Here is a 17,372-nt window from a genome sequence, read left to right as displayed (position 1 = left end):
CCCGCGACGGTGCGTCCCGCCGTGCCCCGGGTTGGCACATGAGCGTCACCAGGTCGGGCGCGCTGCCGGACATCCCGTACGACGTGACCGTGGTCGGCGCCGGGGTCGTCGGTGCGGCCATCGCCCGGGAACTGGCCCGGTACCGGGGCGCCGCTGACGGCCGTCCACCGCGTATCGCACTGGTCGAGGCGCGGGACGACGTCGGGGACGCGACCTCGAAGGCCAACACCGCGATCCTGCACACCGGTTTCGACGCCGTGCCCGGCTCCCTGGAGGCCCGGCTCGTGCGGGACGGCGCGCGCCGCCTCACCGCCTACGCCGCCGACTGCGGCATCCCCGTCGAACGGGTCGGCGCCCTCCTCGTCGCCTGGGACGAGGAGCAACTCGCCGCGCTCCCCGCGCTCGCCGTCAAGGCGGAACGCAACGGCTGCCACGACACCCGCCTCATCGGCCCCGACGAGGTGCGCACCCGCGAACCCCACCTCGGACCCGGCGTCCTCGGCGCCCTCGACGTACCCGGCGAAAGCATCATCTGCCCCTGGACCACGACCCTCGCCTACGCGACCCAGGCCGTCCGCGCGGGCGTGGACCTGCACCTCAACTGCCGTGTGGAGCAGGTGGATGGGGACCAGGCGGATCAGGAGGGCGGGGGCGCCGCCCACATCCTCACCACGAGCCGGGGCACCCTGCGCACCCGCTACCTCGTCAACGCCGCCGGGCTGCACGCCGACGACCTCGACCGGCGGCTCGGCCACGACGACTTCACGGTACGCCCGCGCCGAGGCCAACTCGTCGTGTACGACAAGCTCGCCCGTGACCTGGTACGCCACATCCTGCTGCCCGTCCCCACCGCACTCGGCAAGGGCGTCCTGGTCGCGCCGACCGTGTACGGCAACGTCCTGCTCGGGCCGACCGCCGAGGACCTGGACGACAAGGGGGACACCGGGTCGACCGCCGAAGGACTCGCCCTGCTGCGCGAGAAGGGCCGCCGGATCCTGCCCGCCCTCGTCGACGAGGAGGTCACCGCGGTCTACGCGGGGCTGCGCGCCGCCACCGAACACGACGACTACCGGATCCTGGCTCACCCCGAACATCGCTACGTCACTGTCGGCGGCATCCGCTCCACCGGACTCACCGCGTCCCTCGCCATCGCCGCGTACGTCACCGACCTGCTCACCGAAGCGGGCCTGGACCTGGGACCGGCCGGGGACCTGGAGCCCGTACGGATGCCCAACCTCGGCGAGGCGTTCCCGCGCCCTCACCAGCGGGCCGAACTGATCGCCGCCGACCCCGAGTACGGGACGATCGTGTGCCACTGCGAGCGGGTGTCCCGGGGCGAGATCCGCGACGCCCTGACCTCCACGCTGCCCCCGGCATCACTGGACGGCCTACGCCGCAGAACCCGAGCACGCGCGGGACGCTGCCAGGGGTTCCACTGCGGGGCTGCGGTACGGGATCTGTTCGAACGGGAGGTTGACGGGGCGGAGCCTGTCGATCCCGGGCCCGGCGAGCGGCGGGAAAGGTGGCGGCCGTGAACGGCTCCCGTGTTGTTGATGTCCTGGTCGTCGGGGCCGGGCCCGCGGGGCTTGCTGTCGCCGCGCGGCTCGCCGCCGCCGGTGTGGGTCGTGTCGAAGTCCTGGAACGTGAGCGGCGTCCCGGCGGTGTGCCCCGCCACTGTTTTCACGGTGGCTTCGGCACCGCGAAGCGGCCCGCCGACGGGCCGACCGCCGCGCGCCGTTGGATCGACACGGCCGTCCGTGCCGGTGCCGAACTCCGTACCGGGGTCACCGCGCTCGGCTGGGCCGGTCCGCTGACCCTGGACACCACGAGCCCTCGGGGGCCCGAGTCGATCAGCGCGCGGGCCGTCGTCCTCGCCACCGGCGCCCGGGAACGCCCGCGCGCGGCACGCCTCGTACCGGGCAGCAGGCCCGCCGGGGTGTTCACCACGGGCGAGGTGCAGCAGTCGGTGCGTCTGTACGGGCTCGATGTCGGGCGCCGCGCGGTCGTCGTCGGGGCCGAGCAGGTGGCCTACCATGCCGTGGACACCCTGCGCGGCGCCGGAACCGACGTCGTCGCGATGGTCACCGAGCTGCCCCGCCACCAGGCGTCACCCGCGTACGCCCGCACCACCCGGCTGCGCCATCGCGTGCCGCTGCTCACCGACTCCGTCGTCACCGAACTCATGGGCCGGGGACGGCTGTCCGGGGTCGCCGTGCGCCACCACGACGGCAGGACCACCACGCTCGCCTGCGACACGGTCGTGTTCACCGGCGACTTCGTGCCCGAACACGAACTGGCCCGGCGCGGCGGCCTCACCGTCGACTCGGGCACCCGGGGGCCGGCCGTCGACACCGCGTTGCGTACCTCGCGGCCCGGCGTCTTCGCGGTGGGGAATCTGCTGCACGCCGTGGAGAGCGCGGGCACGGTCGTCCGCGAGGGCACGCTCGCCGCCGAATCCGTGCTCCACCATCTCGCGGCCGACGGCACCTGGCCCGCCGGTCCGCCCGTACGGGTCGAGGCCGCGCCGCCGCTGCGCTGGATCGCCCCGAACCGCGTCGACCCCGAACTGCCCTCCCCCCGGCCCTTCGTACTGCGCACCGCCCGCTTCCTCGACCGCCCCACGCTGCTCGTCACCCAGGATGGCAGGACCCTGCACCGGGAGCGCACCTGGCGAACGGCGGTGCCGAACCGGGCCGTTCACCTGTCCGGCGGGTGGACGCGGGGTGTGGACACCGGGGGAGGGGACGTCCGGGTCACGGTGGAGGGTGCGGGGTGACCGGGGCCGCGAGTCCCGGGCACCCGTGGAACCGTCCGCTCAGATGTCCCCGAAGTCCCCATGCCGTCCCGCGCCCGACGTGAAGCGGGCCGCGCCCTCCAGGCTCTGTCCCAACACGCCCATCCCGTACCGGAGTTCACCCGCCATCGCTGCGGCCTCCTGCTGGCCCTCCTGCTCCAGGACCGACGCCCGGTCGCCGCGTAGACACTCCTGCGGGAAGCGGGCGATGCCGGCCGCCAGTGCCTCGGCCTCGGCGCGGGACCGCCCCGGCGGCACCAGCCGGTTGGCGAGGCCCATGGCATGGGCCTCCGGTGCCGGGACCGGGCGCCCGGTGAGGATCATGTCCATCGCGTGGCTGGTGCCGATCAGCCGCGGCAGCCGCACCGTGCCGCCGTCGATCAGGGGCACACCCCAGCGGCGGCAGAACACACCGAACACCGCGTCCTCGTCGGCGACCCGCAGATCGCACCAGAGCGCCAGTTCCAGGCCGCCCGCCACCGCGTGACCGCTGACGGCGGCGATCACCGGCTTCGACAGCCGCAGCCGGGTCGGCCCCATCGGACCGTCACCGTCCACCGCGACCCGGTTGCCGCGTTCCGTACCGATCGCCTTGAGGTCCGCGCCCGCGCAGAAGGTGCCGCCCTCGCCCCACAGCACCGCGACGCGCGCCGTCGGATCCGCGTCGAACTCCCGGAAGGCGGCGACGAGTTCCGCGGCCGTCGGACCGTCCACGGCGTTGCGTGCCTCGGGGCGGGAGAGGACGACCGTGGTGACGTACTCCTGGCGTTCGACCCGGACGGGCATGGCGGTGACCCCTCTGTTCGGCTTCCGCCGTGGCGGTACGGCGGCCCGGCGAGGCTCTCAGATCACCTTGAGCCGCACCAGCACCCCGAGCGTGAGCGCCCCCGGCAGCAGCGGCAGCCAGACCGTGATGATGCGGTACGTGAGGACGACCGCCGTCGCCACCGCCGCGTCGCCGCCCGCCGCGACCAGGGTCACGATCAGCGCGGCCTCCACCGAGCCGATCCCGCCCGGCGTCGGCACCAGGGCCACCGCGACCGTCGCCGCGAGATACGCGACCGCCATGTACGCCGCCGGGATCTGCAACCCCAGCGCCTGCCCGACCGCGACGAGCCCCCCGGCCTGGAGCGCCGGGAAGGCCAGCGAACCGCCCCACAGCGCGAGGGCCCGCGCGGGCCTGGTGTGGACGGTACGGGCCTCGCCGAGCGCGGTCCGCAGGAACGACACGGCCGCCGTCCTGAGCCGGCGTACCAGGAGCAGGACCGCCGCCGCGACGACCGCCGCCGCCGCGACCGCCAGCAGGAGCGGGCCGACCACCCCTTCGGGCAGCAGGGTGCTGAGGCGCAGGGCGCTGGGGAAGGCGAGGAGCAGGGCGACCAGGAGGGTCACCCGGCTGATGGCCTCGGCGAGTATGTACAGCGCCAGCGCGGCCGACGAGCGGGCGAGCGGGATACCGCAGACCGTCATGAAGCGGAGGTTCACGGCGCTCGCGCCGAGTCCGGTGGGCAGCAGATGGTTCGCGGCGCCGGCCGCGAACTGCGTGGCCAGCAGCCGGAACACGGGCATCCGCTGGACGACGGCGCCCTGCCGGGTGACGGCGGCGGCGACCCACGCGAGGCAGGTCGTCGTGGCGGCGGCGAGCAGCCAGGGCCACTCACCGGTGCCGAGTTTGCCGAACCCCTCGGTGAGGACCGACCAGTGCCGCACGGCCACCACGGCGACCAGGGCGAGCGGAAGCAGACAGAGCACCTGCCGGACGGGCAGACGCCGGGGAAAGCGTCCGGGGAACCGGGGGATGCGTCGGGGGAGCGCGGGGGACACGCGAGCGGCCGTCACATCCAAGAAGCTTTTCCGCATCGGACCAACGTGGGGTTGCGGGCGGGCGGACAGCCGCCGACACGCCGGTCAACTACGTGTGCGGGGGGTGATGATGATGCTCGGTTGCCCCTCGAACCCACCCCCCGACTTGACCCTAAGGTTGGTTGAGGTTCTACGGTCCCTCTCATGAGTATGGAGACCACAGCCTGGACGCAGTTGCAGAGCGTCATGCACGCCCACCAGGACCGGCGGCCCTTCGCCCGCGCGACCCTGCGCCGTATCGCCGCCTTCGCCCGCCCGCACCGCCGCCGTATCGTCCAGTTCGTCCTGCTCGGCATGGTGACCGCGCTGCTCGCCGTGGCCACGCCGGTCCTCGCGGGACGGGTCGTGGACGCGATCGTCACCGGCGGGGACGAGGGCACCGTCGTCCGCCTGGCGCTCCTCATCGCACTGATCGCGCTCGCCGAGGCAGGGCTCGGCCTCCTCAACCGGCGCCTGTCGGCGACCCTCGGCGAGGGCCTGATCCTGGATCTGCGGACCGCCGTCTTCGACCACGTCCAGCGCATGCCCGTCGCCTTCTTCACCCGTACCCGCACCGGCGCCCTCGTCAGCCGCCTCAACAACGATGTGATCGGCGCCCAGCGCGCCTTCAGCAACACGCTCTCCGGCGTCGTCAGCAATCTGGTGACCCTGCTGCTCACGCTGGCCGTGATGCTCACGCTCTCGTGGCAGATCACGCTCCTCGCGCTGGCCCTGTTGCCGGTGTTCGTGGTGCCCGCGCGCCGTATGGGCACCCGGATGGCGCGGCTCCAGCGGGAGGCCGCGCATCTCAACGCCGCGATGGCCACCCGTATGACCGAGCGGTTCTCGGCGCCGGGGGCCACGCTGATCAAACTCTTCGGGCGGCCCGACGACGAGTCGGCGGAGTTCGCGGCGCGGGCCCGGCGGGTGCGGGACATCGGGGTACGGACCGCGATGGCGCAGTCCACCTTCGTCACGGCCCTGACCCTCGTCTCCGCGCTCGCGCTCGCCCTGGTCTACGGACTCGGCGGCTTCTACGCCCTGCGCGGCAGCCTCGAACCCGGCGCCGTCGTCGCCCTCGCGCTGCTCCTGACCCGGCTGTACGCGCCGCTGACCGCGCTCGCCGGGGCCCGTGTCGAGGTGATGAGCGCCCTCGTCAGCTTCGAGCGGGTCTTCGAGGTACTCGACCTCAAGCCGCTCATCGCGGAACGGCCCGACGCCCGTCAGGTCCCCGAAGGCCCGGTCTCGGTCGAGTTCGACGCCGTCCGCTTCGGCTACCCGTCCGCCGACAAGGTCTCCCTCGCATCGCTCGAAGAGGTCGCCTCACTCGACAGCCGGGGCGGCGCCGAGGTCCTGCACGGGCTCTCGTTCCGTGCGGAACCCGGCCAGACCGTCGCCCTCGTCGGCTCGTCCGGAGCGGGCAAGTCGACCATCGCACAGCTCCTTCCCCGTCTGTACGACGCCGACGCGGGCGCCGTCCGGATCGGCGGCGTCGACGTACGCGACCTGTCCGCGGACTCCCTGCGCGCCACGCTCGGCATGGTCACGCAGGACGGCCATCTCTTCCATGAGTCCGTCCGCGCCAACCTGCTGCTCGCCCGGCCCGACGCCACCGACGACGACCTGTGGGACGTGCTGCGCCGGGCCCGCCTGGACGACCTCGTACGGTCCCTGCCCGACGGGCTCGACACCGTCGTCGGCGAACGCGGCTACCGGCTCTCCGGCGGCGAACGCCAGCGCATGACCATCGCCCGGCTCCTGCTCGCCGGCCAGCGTGTCGTCATCCTCGACGAGGCGACCGCCCACCTCGACAACACGTCCGAGGCGGCGGTCCAGGCGGCCCTCGCCGAGGCCCTGGCCGACCGGACGGCCCTGGTGATCGCCCACCGTCTCTCGACGGTCCGCACCGCCGACCAGATCCTCGTCATCGAGAACGGCCACATCGTGGAACAGGGCACCCACGACGACCTCCTGAATCAGGAGGGCCGCTACACGGAGCTGTACCGCACCCAGTTCGCGGACGAGGCCACCGGGAAGACCCGGGCAACCACCGACGCCTCCCCGACACCGGTATGACGGCCACGAGGTGACGGCCATCTCGTCCTTTACCGCCGCCGGAAACGCCTCCAGAATCCGGCGGGCCCCGCGCCGCAGATGCTCCTGAAGCGCTGTCACGAAGGCGGGCTCCTGCTGCTGCTCAGGTCGTCCGCTCTGGTGGTGTCACCGGGGAGTGGGACCAGCGGGCGCCGGTGAGGGCCGACTTGACCAAGGTTGTCATATGGGTGTGTTCCGCTATGGACCTTGTCCGGCTTGTTGTCTCGTGGCCGCCCGTGTACCAGTCCACGCTCACATCGCCGCCCGTGGCCTCCAAGGCGCGGGCGTAGCCGTACACCTGGGCCGGGGGAGTGCGGGTGTCATAGGTGGCCTGGCTGATCCAGACCGGGGCGCGGACCTGGTCGACGTAGGTGATGGGCGAGGAGTGGCGATACCGGTCCGGGACCTCCTCGGGGGTACCGCCGATGAAGCCCCGCCAGGCCGGTCGGAGTGCCGGGTTCATGTCGCGGTACCCGGTGACCCAGTCCGCCATCGGGACGAAGGCCAGCCCGCCCGCGAAGAGTTCGGGCAGCCGTCCGAGCGAGAGCAGGGTGAGGAAGCCGCCGTACGAGACGCCGGTGACGAAAATCTGGTCCTTGCGCGCGTAGCCGTCGTCGACGAGCCGGCGCACCGCCGCCTCGATGTCCTCGGTCTCCCGGTCCCCGACCGTGCCGAGGAACCCCTCCCGGAAATCGCGCCCGAAGGTCACCGAGCCCCGGTAGTTGAGCGCCGCGTAGGCGACCCCGTCGGCGAGCCACGCCTGCGCGTCCGGTGAAAAGCGGTCCACGGTCACCATGTTGGGGCCGCCGTGCAAGTAGAGGACGAGTGGTCCCGGTTCGGTGGCGCCCGGCGGGCGTGCCGCCCACAGTTGTACGTCCGTCCCGTCGGTCGACGTCACCGTGAGGGACCGCAAGGGGGTACCCGCCGGGCCGGCCGGACCCGTGAGCGGCGACGACAGCTCCCGTGTCCCCGACCGGTCGATCCGCAGCATGCTCAGCGGCAGGTCGAACCGCTGCCGCAGCAGCCGGATCTCGTCGTCGGCGCCGTAGTGCGACGCCCAGATGTTCAGATGCGCGGCGGCCACATCGGGCTCGAAGTACGCGCCGTCCGGATGTGGTACGGGAGTGAGCGCACCGGTCGTCAGGTCGAACTCCATGACCCGGTGCACCCCGGCGTCGACATGGACGGCCAGGACACGCGTCGCCCCGGGAGACCAGTCGAGCGCGACCACATCACCCCGGAGTCCGGGGGCTTCCACGTCCACGCGGCTGCCGTCCACCGGATTCCACACGCACGGACGCGCGTACCCACCGCGCTCGGTGCTGACCAGCACTCTCGGGTCCCCGGGCACGGGCGAGAACCGCACCCCGCGTACCGGGGCGTCGGGGCCGTCGCTGAGCGTCGCCGTGAACCCCGGGTCCTCGACACCGACCACGGTGACCGCGAAACGGCGTACCCCCGGGTTGTGGTCGGTGGTGTCGACGGAGGCGAACCGTCCGTCGGCGGCGATCAGACCGTTCCACGCCTCGTTCGCCGAGGAGTACAACACACTGGGGTCCGTGGGCCGTTCACTGTCGGTCACGAGGAGGCGGAAGCCCTCGGACGAGACGGCCGTGAGGGCGATGCGGGTGGACGACCGGGCGACGTCTATGCCGCGCAGCACGTAGGGCGGCAGGTCGGGTGTGAGATCCGTGGCCGCCGTGCCGTCCAGCGGGGTGTGCCAGACATGCCCGACCTCGGAGCCGTGTTCGTCCCGCAGGACCAGTGCGGCCCGCCCGTCCGAGGTGAGCACCGCCTCCTGCACATCCCCGAAGTCGCCCTCCAGGTACCGCAGTTCATCGCGGGCGACATCCCACAGGGCGAGCCCGGGGCCGTGTTCCGTGTCGGTGACGACCAGTTCCAGGTCCTCCTCGCCGCGCCCCCGGCGCAGGGTGAGGAACCGACGGGCGTGGAAGTACTGCTGCCAGGTGACCGGCATGGTCACACTCCTGTTCCGGTGGAAGGCGCGGAAGCCGGGGACGTAGAGGACGTCGGGGAGGTGGGGGAGGTGGGGGAGGTGGCGGTGGCGGCCATGGGCAGCCCGTCGCGCTCCGGGTAGTGACACGCCGCCCGGTGCCCCGCACCCACCTCCACGGGCGGTGGAACGGTCGACGCGCACAGGTCGGTCGCCAGCCAGCAGCGGGTACGGAAACGGCACCCGGACGGCGGCGACATCGGGCTCGGCACATCGCCGGTCAACACGATCCGCCGGCGGGCCCGTTCGACCCGAGGATCCGGTACGGGCACCGCCGAGAGGAGCGCCCGGGTGTAGGGGTGCGCCGGACGCTCGTACAGCGCGTCGACCGGGCCGTGTTCGACCACCCGTCCCAGATACATCACCGCGACCTCGTGACTGATCTGCCGGACCACCGACAGGTCGTGGGCGATGAACAGATAGCTCAGACCGAGATCCCGCTGAAGGTCCTCCAGCAGATTGATCACACCCGCCTGCACGCTGACGTCCAGGGCGCTGACCGGTTCGTCGAGGACCAGGATCCCGGGCTCGACGGCCAGCGCGCGGGCGATACCGATGCGCTGGCGCTGACCCCCGGAGAACTCGTGCGGAAACCGGTCGGCGTGCGCCGGGTTCAGCCCGACCAGCTCCAGGAGTTCGCCGACCCGCCGAGCGGTACGCCCCTCGTGCAGCCCGTGCACGGTGAGCGGTTCCGTGAGCAACGCCCGTACGCTCATACGGGGGTTGAGCGACGCGTACGGGTCCTGGAACACCAACTGCACGGTTCCGCGCAGGCGGCGCAACTCGGCGCCCTTGGCCGCCGCGACGTCGATGCCGCCCGCGATCACCGCGCCGCTCGTCGGCCGCACCAGCCGGACCAGGGTGCGTCCGAGCGTGCTCTTGCCGCACCCGGTCTCGCCGACCAGGCCCATGGTCCGGCCCCGGGGAACCGTGAGACTGAGACCGGCGACGGCCCGTACCGATCCGGCGTGGCCGCCGAGCCGCCGCTTGAGCGGGTACTCGGCCACCAGGTCCCTGATCTCGATCGCCGGTTCGCCGGCTGTCGCCGCCCGCGTGGTCGCCGCTGTCGTGGTCACCGGCCCACGCTCGCAATCTCGTGCACCCGCACGCAGTTGGTGGTGTGTCCCGGCGTCACCTGGGTGGTGGCCGCGGTCACGGAGGCACACACACCCGGGTCGGCGTGCGCGCAGCGCGGCTGGAACAGACAGCCCGCCGGACGGTCGTGCGGCCCCGGCGGCTGCCCCGGGATCGGCAGCAGCCGTCCGGTCCTGCGGTCGACCCGGGGGAGCGCGGCGAGCAGACCACCGGTGTAGGGGTGCGCCGGCTCGTAGAAGATCGACTCGACGGGACCCTCCTCCAGCTTGGCGCCCGCGTACATCACCATGACCCGGTCCGCGAGCCCCGCCACCACGCCGAGGTCGTGCGTGATCAGGAGCACCGCCGTACCGGTCCCGCGCTGCACCCGCTCGATGACGTCGAGCACCTGCGCCTGCACGGTGACGTCGAGCGCCGTGGTGGGCTCGTCGGCGATCAGGAGGTCGGGGTCGTTGGCGATACCCATCGCGATGAGGGCGCGCTGACGCATACCGCCGGAGAACTCGTGCGGGTACTGGTCGAGCCGGGTCGCGGGCGAGGCGATGCCGACCAGGTCGAACAGTTCCTCGGCCCGCCGGCGCAGCTCGCGGGCACTACGGTCCGGGTGGTGCACCTGGACCGCCTCGGCCAGTTGCGCGCCGACCGTCATCATCGGGTTGAGCGCGGACAGCGCGTCCTGGAAGATCACCGCGATGTGCCGTCCCCGGATCTCCCGCATCCGGCGGTCGGCGAGTCCGAGCAGTTCCCGGCCGCGCAGCCGGACCGACCCGGTCACCTCCGCCGTACGCGGCAGCAGCCCCATCAGCGCCATCGAAGCGGCGCTCTTGCCCGACCCGGACTCCCCGACGATGCCCAGGGTCTCCCCGGGACCGACGTCGAAGCTGATCCTGTCCACGGCGGTCACCGGTCCCGCGTCACTCGCGTAACGCACCGTCAGATCCCGTACCTGGAGCAAGGGTTCATCGCTGGGCAGCGGTGCTTGTGGCATCATCGCCTCCCCTGAGGGTCGAAGGCGTCGCGCAGACCGTCGCCGAGGAAGTTCACCGCGAGCACGGTGAGCAGGATCGCCGCGCCCGGCGCGTACAGCAGATACGACTGCGAGGTGCCGACCATCCCCGACGCCTGGCTGAGCATGTTGCCCCAGCTCGACCGAGGGGGCTGCACCCCGAATCCGAGGAAGCTCAGGGTGGATTCGAGGATCACCGCACCGGCCACGGACAGCGACACATTGACGACGATCACGCCGAGCAGGTTCGGCAGCAGATGGCGCCAGAGGATGCGCAGGTCGGACACCCCGAGAACCCGTGCCGCGTCGATGTACTCCTTCTCGCGCAGACTGAGCACCTGGGCCCGTACCACCCGGGCGATCAGCGTCCAGCCGAGCGCCGTCAGCACCAGCACGATCGTCACCGGCGAGGAGCCGAGCCCCTGGATGGCCAGGGCGAGTACGGCGATGGCGGGCACCACCAGGAACAGATCGGTCAGCCGCATCGTCCACTCCTCGACCCAGCCGCCGAGATATCCGGCGAGCCCGCCCAGGAGCGTGCCGACCGCGGTGGACAGGACCGCCACGCTCAGCCCGATGGCCAGCGAGATCCGGCCCGCGTACAGCACCTCGCTCAGATAGTCACGGCCGAGCTGATCGGTGCCCAGCCAGTGCGCGCCCGACGGCGGCGTCGCGCCGAGGAGCACGTCCTGCGCGTTACGGGGATACGGGGCCACCCAGCCGGCGCCGAAGCAGCCCACGGCGAGGGCGAGCAGCACGAACAGGCCGACGACGGCGAGGCGGTGCCGCAGGAACCGCTTGAGCGTGGTCCGCCGCGGGCCGGGCTCCGCGCCGTCCGGCGTGAGCGCGCCGGCGGACGGCGGTGCGGTGGGGGCGTTCATCTCAGGACCACCCGTGGGTCGAGGACGGCATAGGCGACGTCGGCGAGGAGGTTGAGGAGGATCATCGCGAGCGCGACCACGAGCATCCACGGCACCAGCGTGAACACATCCCCGGCCAGCATGGAATCGAGGAAGAGCCGGCCCATGCCGGGGATCGCGTAGATCTGCTCGGTGACCACCAGACCGCCGAACAGCAGCGCCGCGTCCATGGCGACGACGGTGACCAGTGGGGCGACGGAATTGCGCAGCGCGTGCCGGATCAGGATCCTGTGGCGCGGCACTCCCTTGGCGCGCGCGGTCCGTACATAGTCACCGGACAGCGACTCCAGAAGGGAGGCGCGGCTGAACCGGGACCAGCTCGCCACCAGGCTGACGGTGAGCGTGAGGACGGGCAGCGCGAGATGCCGGAAGTAGTCGAGGTTCAGCCCGCTGCTGCCCGGCGAGTGCAACCCGACGAAGTACAGCGGCGGTTGATCGAGGCCGAACTGCTGCTGCGGCCAGACCGCGAGTACCTGGATGAGGATCAGCCCCACCCAGAACGGCGGCATCGCGATCCCGAGGTAGGACAGCGTGGTGAAGGTGTAGTCGCCGAGCGAGTACTGCCGGGACGCCGAGTAGAGGCCGATGGCGACGGCGAGCAGCACCGCGAACAGGACACCCCAGCCGATGAGTTGCAGGGTCGTGCCGAGCGCGGAGCCGATCATCCCGGGGACCGCGCCACCGGTGCGGGTACTGGTGCCCCAGTCACCGGTGACGAACGCCTTCATCCACAGCCCGTACTGCTCGGTCACCGAACGGTCCAGACCCAGCCGTGCGGTCTCCCGGGCCAGCACGGTCGGGTCCTGGCTCTGGCGTAGCTTGGCCAGCGGATCGAAGGTGGCCCGCACGGCCCAGAAGAGGATGAACGACGCCACGGCCAGTACGGGGACGGAGTACAGCAGCCGTCGGGCGAGAAAGGTCAGCATGGCGGGGTCACTCGGCCCTTCCCCAGTCGGCCAGGTTCCACCAGGGGCCCTCGACCGGGTTGATCGAGACGGGGCCGCCGACCCGCTTGTTCCACAGCAGCACATTCGGTACGGCGCTCAGCGGCAGCGAGGGCACCTCGTCGGCGATGATCCGCTCGGCCTTCAGCGACGCCGTCCGGCGGGTCGCGTCGTCCATCGCCGCCGCGACCTCTTTGAGCACCGGGTCGAGACCGGGGACCCGGGCCCGCATGAAGTTGATGCCGGCGTTGCCGTTGGCCGCCGAAGGGATGGACGAGGCGAGGAAGCTGGCGCCGAGCGACGGTTCGGGGAAGGTGTCGACCAGCGTCCACAGGCCCAGGTCGAAGTCGCCGGCCGGCGCCACCTTGGCGAACAGGTTGGCCGCGCTGGTGTTCTGGATCCCCATCGCGAACCCGGCCTTCTCCAACTGCGTCTGGAGGATCTGCTCGGTCAGCTCGCGCCGCTTGTTGCCGGCCATGGTGGTGACGGTGAACTTGGCCTTGCGTCCGTCCTTGGCCCAGATGCCGTCACCGCCCTTCGCCCAGCCGTCCGCCGTCATGATCTCCTCGACCTTCTTCAGATCGAGGGAGTACGCCGAGAAGTCCGTGGCCGCGTACCGCGAGACGAGCGGCGAGTTGAAGCTCTGCGCCGGCTGCTTCACACCGAGCGGCCCGTAGAGCCGTTCGACGAGGGCCTCGCGGTCGATCGCGTAGGAGACCGCGCGGCGCACCGCGGGGGAGTCGAAGGGGAAGCGCCCGTTGTTCATCCACAGGGCTTCGAGGCTCCCGGTCTGGGCCTCGGTCTGCACCGACGCGTTCGGCAGCCCCTGCTTGATCTGGTCGATCACATCGAGCTGCGGCGAGGGATACAGCGCGTCGAGCTGACCGGTGCGGAACGCCTGGAACGCGGCGGCCGTGTCACTCGTGAACTGGAAGGTCACCTTGGAGAGATGCGGCTTCTTGCCCCAGTAGCGGTCGTTGGGCACCAGCGTCAGCGAGGTGCCCCTGACCCATTTGTCCAGCTTCCAGGGCCCGCCGCTGAACTGGTAGCCGTCCTTCATCAGCTTGGTGCGGTCCTTGCCCCGGAGCAGATGGCTGGGCAGAACCCCGTACGAGCCGCTGAACAGGCCCTTCCAGCTGCCCAGTGGCCGCTTCAGGGTCACCACCGCGGTCTTCGGACCGGGCGTTTCGACGGACGCGATCTCCGTGTAGCCGGTCTTGTCGAAGATGTTCTTGCCGTCACGGATCTGCAACGCGGTGTACTTCAGGTCGGCCGAGGTGATCGGCCGGCCGTCCGACCAGACCGCCTTCGGATCGAGCCGGTAGGTGATCTTGGGCCGTGCGCCGGTCGAGATGACCGGATCCGACGCCATCATCGCGGACGGGACGGGCACCCAGTCCTTGCCCTTCTTGCGTACGTCGAAGACCCGGGGGATCGTCTGCGCCTGGAGCATGTACGTCCCCCAGATCGAAGCGCCGCAGGTGGCGATCCAGTCCACACAGTCGGGCTCCTGCTCGGCACCGAACACAAGGCTGCCGCCCTCCCGGACCGCCGTCGTGGCCGACTTCCGGCCGTCCACCGGGCCGGCCGGGGTCGTGGTGCAGCTCGTCAGGGCGAGCCCGAGCACGACGACCGCGACCGGCACGGGTATCGGGACCCGTCTGCCGGAGCCCGGGGAACTGCTGCTCAGAGGGTGGTTCATGGTGATCGACCTTCCCTGGCACGCGTCCCGACGGGCCGCGGTGAGCGACATCGTAGGGAGCTGCCACATTCGTAGCAAGGGTTATAGGCAGTCCGATAGTCAACGGCATTGACTTGCGCCGTTGCCAAGCTTGGGGCAAGGTCGGGCCCTGCCCCACGGCCGACGACGGCCTCACAGGAGGAGACCCATGGCCCCCCAGCCCTCAGGTGGCGAGTCCCCCCGCGCCCCGCGTCCGCGGCTCCCCCGAGCCACACTCAGCCGGCAGGTCATCCTCGACGCGGCGGAACGCCTGGCCGGCCGTGAGGGGCTCGGCGCGCTGACCTTCCAGGCACTGGGCCGGGAGGTCGGCGCCCATCCCACCTCCATCTACCGGCACTTCAGGGACAAGGACGAACTGGTCCTGGAGCTGATCGACACCCTCCGCTCCCGGTCCTACGGGGGCCGATGGGAGGCGACCGACTCCTGGCGGGACGATCTGCGCAGCCTGGCCCGCCACATTCACGAGCACTATCTGCGCTATCCGCAGTTCGCTTTGGAGATGGCGGCGCGCACCACACGCCGGCCGACCGAGTTCGCCAATGTCGAGGTGGCCCTGGACGCCATCGAGCGGGCCGGACTCGAAGGGGACGAAGCCACCATGTTCCTCAGGGTGTTCGGGAACGTGGTGCGTTCCCTGGCGAGCATGGAGGCCGGACTCCTCGCCCTGGACCAGGAGACCCGCGAACGCGACGCGCTCTCCTGGCAGTTGGAGTACCGCCAGCTGCCCGCCGACCGCTATCCCCGGATCGCCGCACAGGCGGACCGGCTGAACGGCATCGGTGACCCCCGGGTGTTCGACGAGGCGATCGAGCTGTTCCTCGATGCCCTGGAGGCCCGCCTCGCTCGCAAGGCGCGCGGGGCGGTGGACGCGGGCGGCTGACCCGGGCGGCCATCGTCAGGGCCTCAGCGCTTCGATCAACCCGGCCACCAGGGCGGCGCGTTGCCCCAGCGAGCCGGCGTCGACCCACTCGTGCCGGGCGTGCGGTCCGCCACCTCGGGCCCCGAGACCGTCCAGCGTCGGCACCCCGAGAGCGGCCGTGAAGTTGCCGTCCGACGCACCACCGACCCGCGCCTCTCCTACTGCCGGCAGACCGCCCGCCTCGGCCACCCGCCGGGCCAGCCCCAGGAGTTCGGCGGACCGGGCCCGTTCCAGCGGCGGCCGGTTCACGCCCCCGCCCACCCGCAGCGAAGCCTCCGGATGACGCGCCGTCAGCGACCCCAACGCCCCGTCCACACGCTCCAGTTCGGCCTGCTCCCAGGCTCGTACGTCGATGTCCACATACGCGGACTCCGGAACGGTGTTGGACGTGGTGCCCGCGTGGGCCACGGTCGGGCTGACCGTCGTCCCGAGGACGCCGTCGCCGAGTCCGTTCACGGCGAGGACCTGATGGGCCAGCTCGACCAGGGCGTTGACCCCGGTCTCCGGCTCCAGACCGGCGTGGGCCGCCCGCCCGTTCACGGTGAGCCGGTAGAACCCCGCGCCCTTGCGGGCCACCTTGGCGGCGTCGCCGTCGGCCGGCTCCAGGACGAGTACGGCCGCGCACTCTCGGGCCGCCTCCTCGATCAGCGCCCGCGAGGTGGCGGACCCGGACTCCTCGTCGCCGGTCACCAGCAGCCGCACATGCCCGAGGTCACCGGCCCGCTCCAGCGCGTCAAGGGCGATCACCAGACCGGCCTTCATGTCGAACACCCCGGGCCCCGAAAGTCGTTCACCGTCCCGGGCGAACGGCCACGCGTCGAGCGTGCCCAGCGGCCACACCGTGTCCGCGTGCCCCAGCAGCAGCACACCCCCGGGCGTGTCGTCCCCGGGCCAGTACAGATGCGGCACCCCGTCCCGTACGAGCCGCCGGGGCGTGCCGAGGCCCGGGGGAGCCCACTCGGTCAACGCGTCGTACAGGGCGGAGAGTCCGGCGGCATGGCCCGACGGGGTCTCCAGGGACACGAGGTCGGCGAGGCGGCCGATCGCACGTTCGGCGGTGGGGTCCGGGGCCGTTGCGGGGCGGTGCGAGGAGGTCATCGGAGTCAGCCTTCCCGGCCGAAGAAGGAACCCAGGAGCCGCGCGGTGTCCACGGGGGCCTCCTCGGGGACATAGTGGTCACAGGGCAGTGCCTCGCCGCGCACGTCCTTCGCGTACGCGCGCCACACCTCCGGCACGTCATAGGTACGGCCCACGAAGCTGTGCTCCCCCCACAGCGCGAGGACCGGGCAGTCGATCGTCCGGCCGGCCGCCGCGTCGGCGTCGTCATGGGCGAGGTCCACGGTCAGGGCGGCCCGGTAGTCCTCGCAGGAGGCATGGACGGCGGCCGGGTCGGCGAAGCAGCGGACGTACTCGGCCAGGGCCGCCGGATGGAAGGGCGTGCCGCCGTGGTGCCGGGCGTTCATCCGGGTACGGACCCAGAACTCCGGGTCGGCGCCGATCAGCCGCTCCGGGATCCCGTCGCCGGCCGCGAGAAAGAACCAGTGGTAGTAGCCACGTCCGAAGTCCTTGTCCGCGTGCAGCAGCGCGTGCCGGGTCGGGACGATGTCCAGGACCGCGAGCGCCGACACCGCCTCCGGGTGGTCCAGGGCGAGCCGGTGGCCGACCCGCCCGCCCCGGTCGTGCCCGGCGACCGCGAACCGGTCGAAACCGAGCGCCCGCATCGCCAGCCACTGGTCGTGCGCCATGGCGCGCTTGGCGTAGGTGCCGTGCTCCGGCGCGAGTGACGCGGGCTTGTCGCTGTCGCCGTATCCCCGCAGATCGCTGACCACCACGGTGTACCGGGCGGCGAGCAGGGGAGCGACGTGATGCCAGATCAGATGGGTCTGCGGATACCCGTGCAGCAACAGCACCGGCGGACCCTCGCCGGCGACGCGGAGGTGAATACCCACCCCGTCGGCGTCCACCCGGCGCCGGGCGAACCCGGGAAGCAACTCGTCGTTCAT

General features: G+C 71.9%; 14 protein-coding genes. 4 read left to right on the top strand and 10 right to left on the bottom strand.

Going from position 1 to position 17,372, the window contains the following annotated elements:
* Positions 1 to 38 precede the first annotated feature (38 nt).
* Together ACFVT5_RS32465 and ACFVT5_RS32460 are read left to right on the top strand one after the other, a co-directional pair.
* Positions 39 to 1,535, top strand: coding sequence for an FAD-dependent oxidoreductase (locus tag ACFVT5_RS32465; protein WP_389895367.1), 1,497 nt, complete (start codon positions 39 to 41; stop codon positions 1,533 to 1,535).
* Positions 1,532 to 2,776, top strand: a complete 1,245-nt coding sequence (locus ACFVT5_RS32460; protein WP_389895365.1) for an NAD(P)/FAD-dependent oxidoreductase — start codon at positions 1,532 to 1,534, stop codon at positions 2,774 to 2,776. Before ACFVT5_RS32465 ends, ACFVT5_RS32460 begins: the two co-directional genes overlap by 4 nt.
* 39 nt (positions 2,777 to 2,815) lie before the next feature.
* Here ACFVT5_RS32460 and ACFVT5_RS32455 read toward each other — a convergent pair whose 3' ends face one another.
* A complete protein-coding gene (locus ACFVT5_RS32455) occupies positions 2,816 to 3,580 on the bottom strand; it encodes a crotonase/enoyl-CoA hydratase family protein (protein ID WP_389895363.1) in 765 nt (254 codons plus the stop codon).
* Positions 3,581 to 3,637: 57 nt separating this feature from the next.
* Positions 3,638 to 4,633, bottom strand: a complete 996-nt coding sequence (locus tag ACFVT5_RS32450; RefSeq protein ID WP_389895361.1) for a YbhN family protein — start codon at positions 4,631 to 4,633, stop codon at positions 3,638 to 3,640.
* A 174-nt stretch (positions 4,634 to 4,807) separates the two neighbouring features.
* Between ACFVT5_RS32450 and ACFVT5_RS32445 the strand changes: the two genes are divergently transcribed.
* Positions 4,808 to 6,712, top strand: coding sequence for an ABC transporter ATP-binding protein (locus ACFVT5_RS32445; RefSeq protein WP_389895657.1), 1,905 nt, complete (start codon positions 4,808 to 4,810; stop codon positions 6,710 to 6,712).
* Between the two features lie 121 nt (positions 6,713 to 6,833).
* On the opposite strand, the gene ACFVT5_RS32440 is transcribed toward ACFVT5_RS32445, so the two are convergent.
* From ACFVT5_RS32440 to ACFVT5_RS32415, 6 genes are read right to left on the bottom strand one after another with little or no spacing between them, the layout of a single operon-like run.
* Positions 6,834 to 8,708 carry a prolyl oligopeptidase family serine peptidase gene (locus ACFVT5_RS32440; RefSeq protein WP_389895359.1) on the bottom strand — a complete coding sequence of 625 codons (1,875 nt, stop codon included), beginning with the start codon at positions 8,706 to 8,708 and terminating at the stop codon, positions 6,834 to 6,836.
* Between the two features lie 2 nt (positions 8,709 to 8,710).
* Positions 8,711 to 9,820 (bottom strand): ABC transporter ATP-binding protein, encoded by a 1,110-nt coding sequence (locus ACFVT5_RS32435; protein ID WP_389895357.1) that lies wholly within the window; start codon positions 9,818 to 9,820, stop codon positions 8,711 to 8,713.
* A complete protein-coding gene (locus ACFVT5_RS32430) occupies positions 9,817 to 10,830 on the bottom strand; it encodes an ABC transporter ATP-binding protein (RefSeq protein WP_389895355.1) in 1,014 nt (337 codons plus the stop codon). The genes ACFVT5_RS32435 and ACFVT5_RS32430 overlap by 4 nt, the downstream gene beginning before the upstream one ends.
* Entirely contained in the window at positions 10,827 to 11,726 is a 900-nt protein-coding gene (locus ACFVT5_RS32425) for an ABC transporter permease (RefSeq protein ID WP_389895353.1), read from the bottom strand. Before ACFVT5_RS32425 ends, ACFVT5_RS32430 begins: the two co-directional genes overlap by 4 nt.
* A complete protein-coding gene (locus tag ACFVT5_RS32420) occupies positions 11,723 to 12,691 on the bottom strand; it encodes an ABC transporter permease (RefSeq protein ID WP_389895351.1) in 969 nt (322 codons plus the stop codon). The genes ACFVT5_RS32425 and ACFVT5_RS32420 overlap by 4 nt, the downstream gene beginning before the upstream one ends.
* A gap of 7 nt (positions 12,692 to 12,698) precedes the next feature.
* On the bottom strand, positions 12,699 to 14,411 hold the full coding sequence (locus ACFVT5_RS32415) for a peptide ABC transporter substrate-binding protein (protein ID WP_389895349.1): 1,713 nt from the start codon (positions 14,409 to 14,411) through the stop codon (positions 12,699 to 12,701).
* Between the two features lie 187 nt (positions 14,412 to 14,598).
* Between ACFVT5_RS32415 and ACFVT5_RS32410 the strand changes: the two genes are divergently transcribed.
* Complete coding sequence (locus tag ACFVT5_RS32410; RefSeq protein ID WP_389895347.1) at positions 14,599 to 15,330, top strand: TetR/AcrR family transcriptional regulator; 732 nt, start codon at positions 14,599 to 14,601, stop codon at positions 15,328 to 15,330.
* 15 nt (positions 15,331 to 15,345) lie between these two features.
* On the opposite strand, the gene ACFVT5_RS32405 is transcribed toward ACFVT5_RS32410, so the two are convergent.
* Positions 15,346 to 16,467 carry a M20 family metallopeptidase gene (locus ACFVT5_RS32405; protein ID WP_389895345.1) on the bottom strand — a complete coding sequence of 374 codons (1,122 nt, stop codon included), beginning with the start codon at positions 16,465 to 16,467 and terminating at the stop codon, positions 15,346 to 15,348.
* A gap of 5 nt (positions 16,468 to 16,472) precedes the next feature.
* On the bottom strand, positions 16,473 to 17,372 hold the full coding sequence (locus ACFVT5_RS32400) for an alpha/beta fold hydrolase (protein WP_389895343.1): 900 nt from the start codon (positions 17,370 to 17,372) through the stop codon (positions 16,473 to 16,475).

Origin of the sequence: Streptomyces sp. NPDC058001 (assembly GCF_042886315.1) — a bacterium.
In the GTDB taxonomy this organism is placed as follows: domain Bacteria; phylum Actinomycetota; class Actinomycetes; order Streptomycetales; family Streptomycetaceae; genus Streptomyces.
The sequence above is the reverse complement of the archived record's forward strand: the minus strand, read 5'-3'. Positions and strand labels throughout refer to the sequence as shown.

What these genes read in the sequence shown, in the direction of transcription:
- ACFVT5_RS32465 (WP_389895367.1), top strand. Translation starts at nt 39, where the DNA reads ATGAGCGTCACCAGGTCGGGCGCGCTGCCGGACATCCCGTACGACGTG.
- ACFVT5_RS32455 (WP_389895363.1), bottom strand. Translation starts at nt 3,580, where the DNA reads ATGCCCGTCCGGGTCGAACGCCAGGAGTACGTCACCACGGTCGTCCTC.
- ACFVT5_RS32445 (WP_389895657.1), top strand. Translation starts at nt 4,808, where the DNA reads ATGGAGACCACAGCCTGGACGCAGTTGCAGAGCGTCATGCACGCCCAC.
- ACFVT5_RS32440 (WP_389895359.1), bottom strand. Translation starts at nt 8,708, where the DNA reads ATGCCGGTCACCTGGCAGCAGTACTTCCACGCCCGTCGGTTCCTCACC.
- ACFVT5_RS32430 (WP_389895355.1), bottom strand. Translation starts at nt 10,830, where the DNA reads ATGATGCCACAAGCACCGCTGCCCAGCGATGAACCCTTGCTCCAGGTA.
- ACFVT5_RS32425 (WP_389895353.1), bottom strand. Translation starts at nt 11,726, where the DNA reads ATGAACGCCCCCACCGCACCGCCGTCCGCCGGCGCGCTCACGCCGGAC.
- ACFVT5_RS32420 (WP_389895351.1), bottom strand. Translation starts at nt 12,691, where the DNA reads ATGCTGACCTTTCTCGCCCGACGGCTGCTGTACTCCGTCCCCGTACTG.
- ACFVT5_RS32415 (WP_389895349.1), bottom strand. Translation starts at nt 14,411, where the DNA reads ATGAACCACCCTCTGAGCAGCAGTTCCCCGGGCTCCGGCAGACGGGTC.
- ACFVT5_RS32410 (WP_389895347.1), top strand. Translation starts at nt 14,599, where the DNA reads ATGGCCCCCCAGCCCTCAGGTGGCGAGTCCCCCCGCGCCCCGCGTCCG.
- ACFVT5_RS32405 (WP_389895345.1), bottom strand. Translation starts at nt 16,467, where the DNA reads ATGACCTCCTCGCACCGCCCCGCAACGGCCCCGGACCCCACCGCCGAA.
- ACFVT5_RS32400 (WP_389895343.1), bottom strand. Translation starts at nt 17,372, where the DNA reads ATGAACGACGAGTTGCTTCCCGGGTTCGCCCGGCGCCGGGTGGACGCC.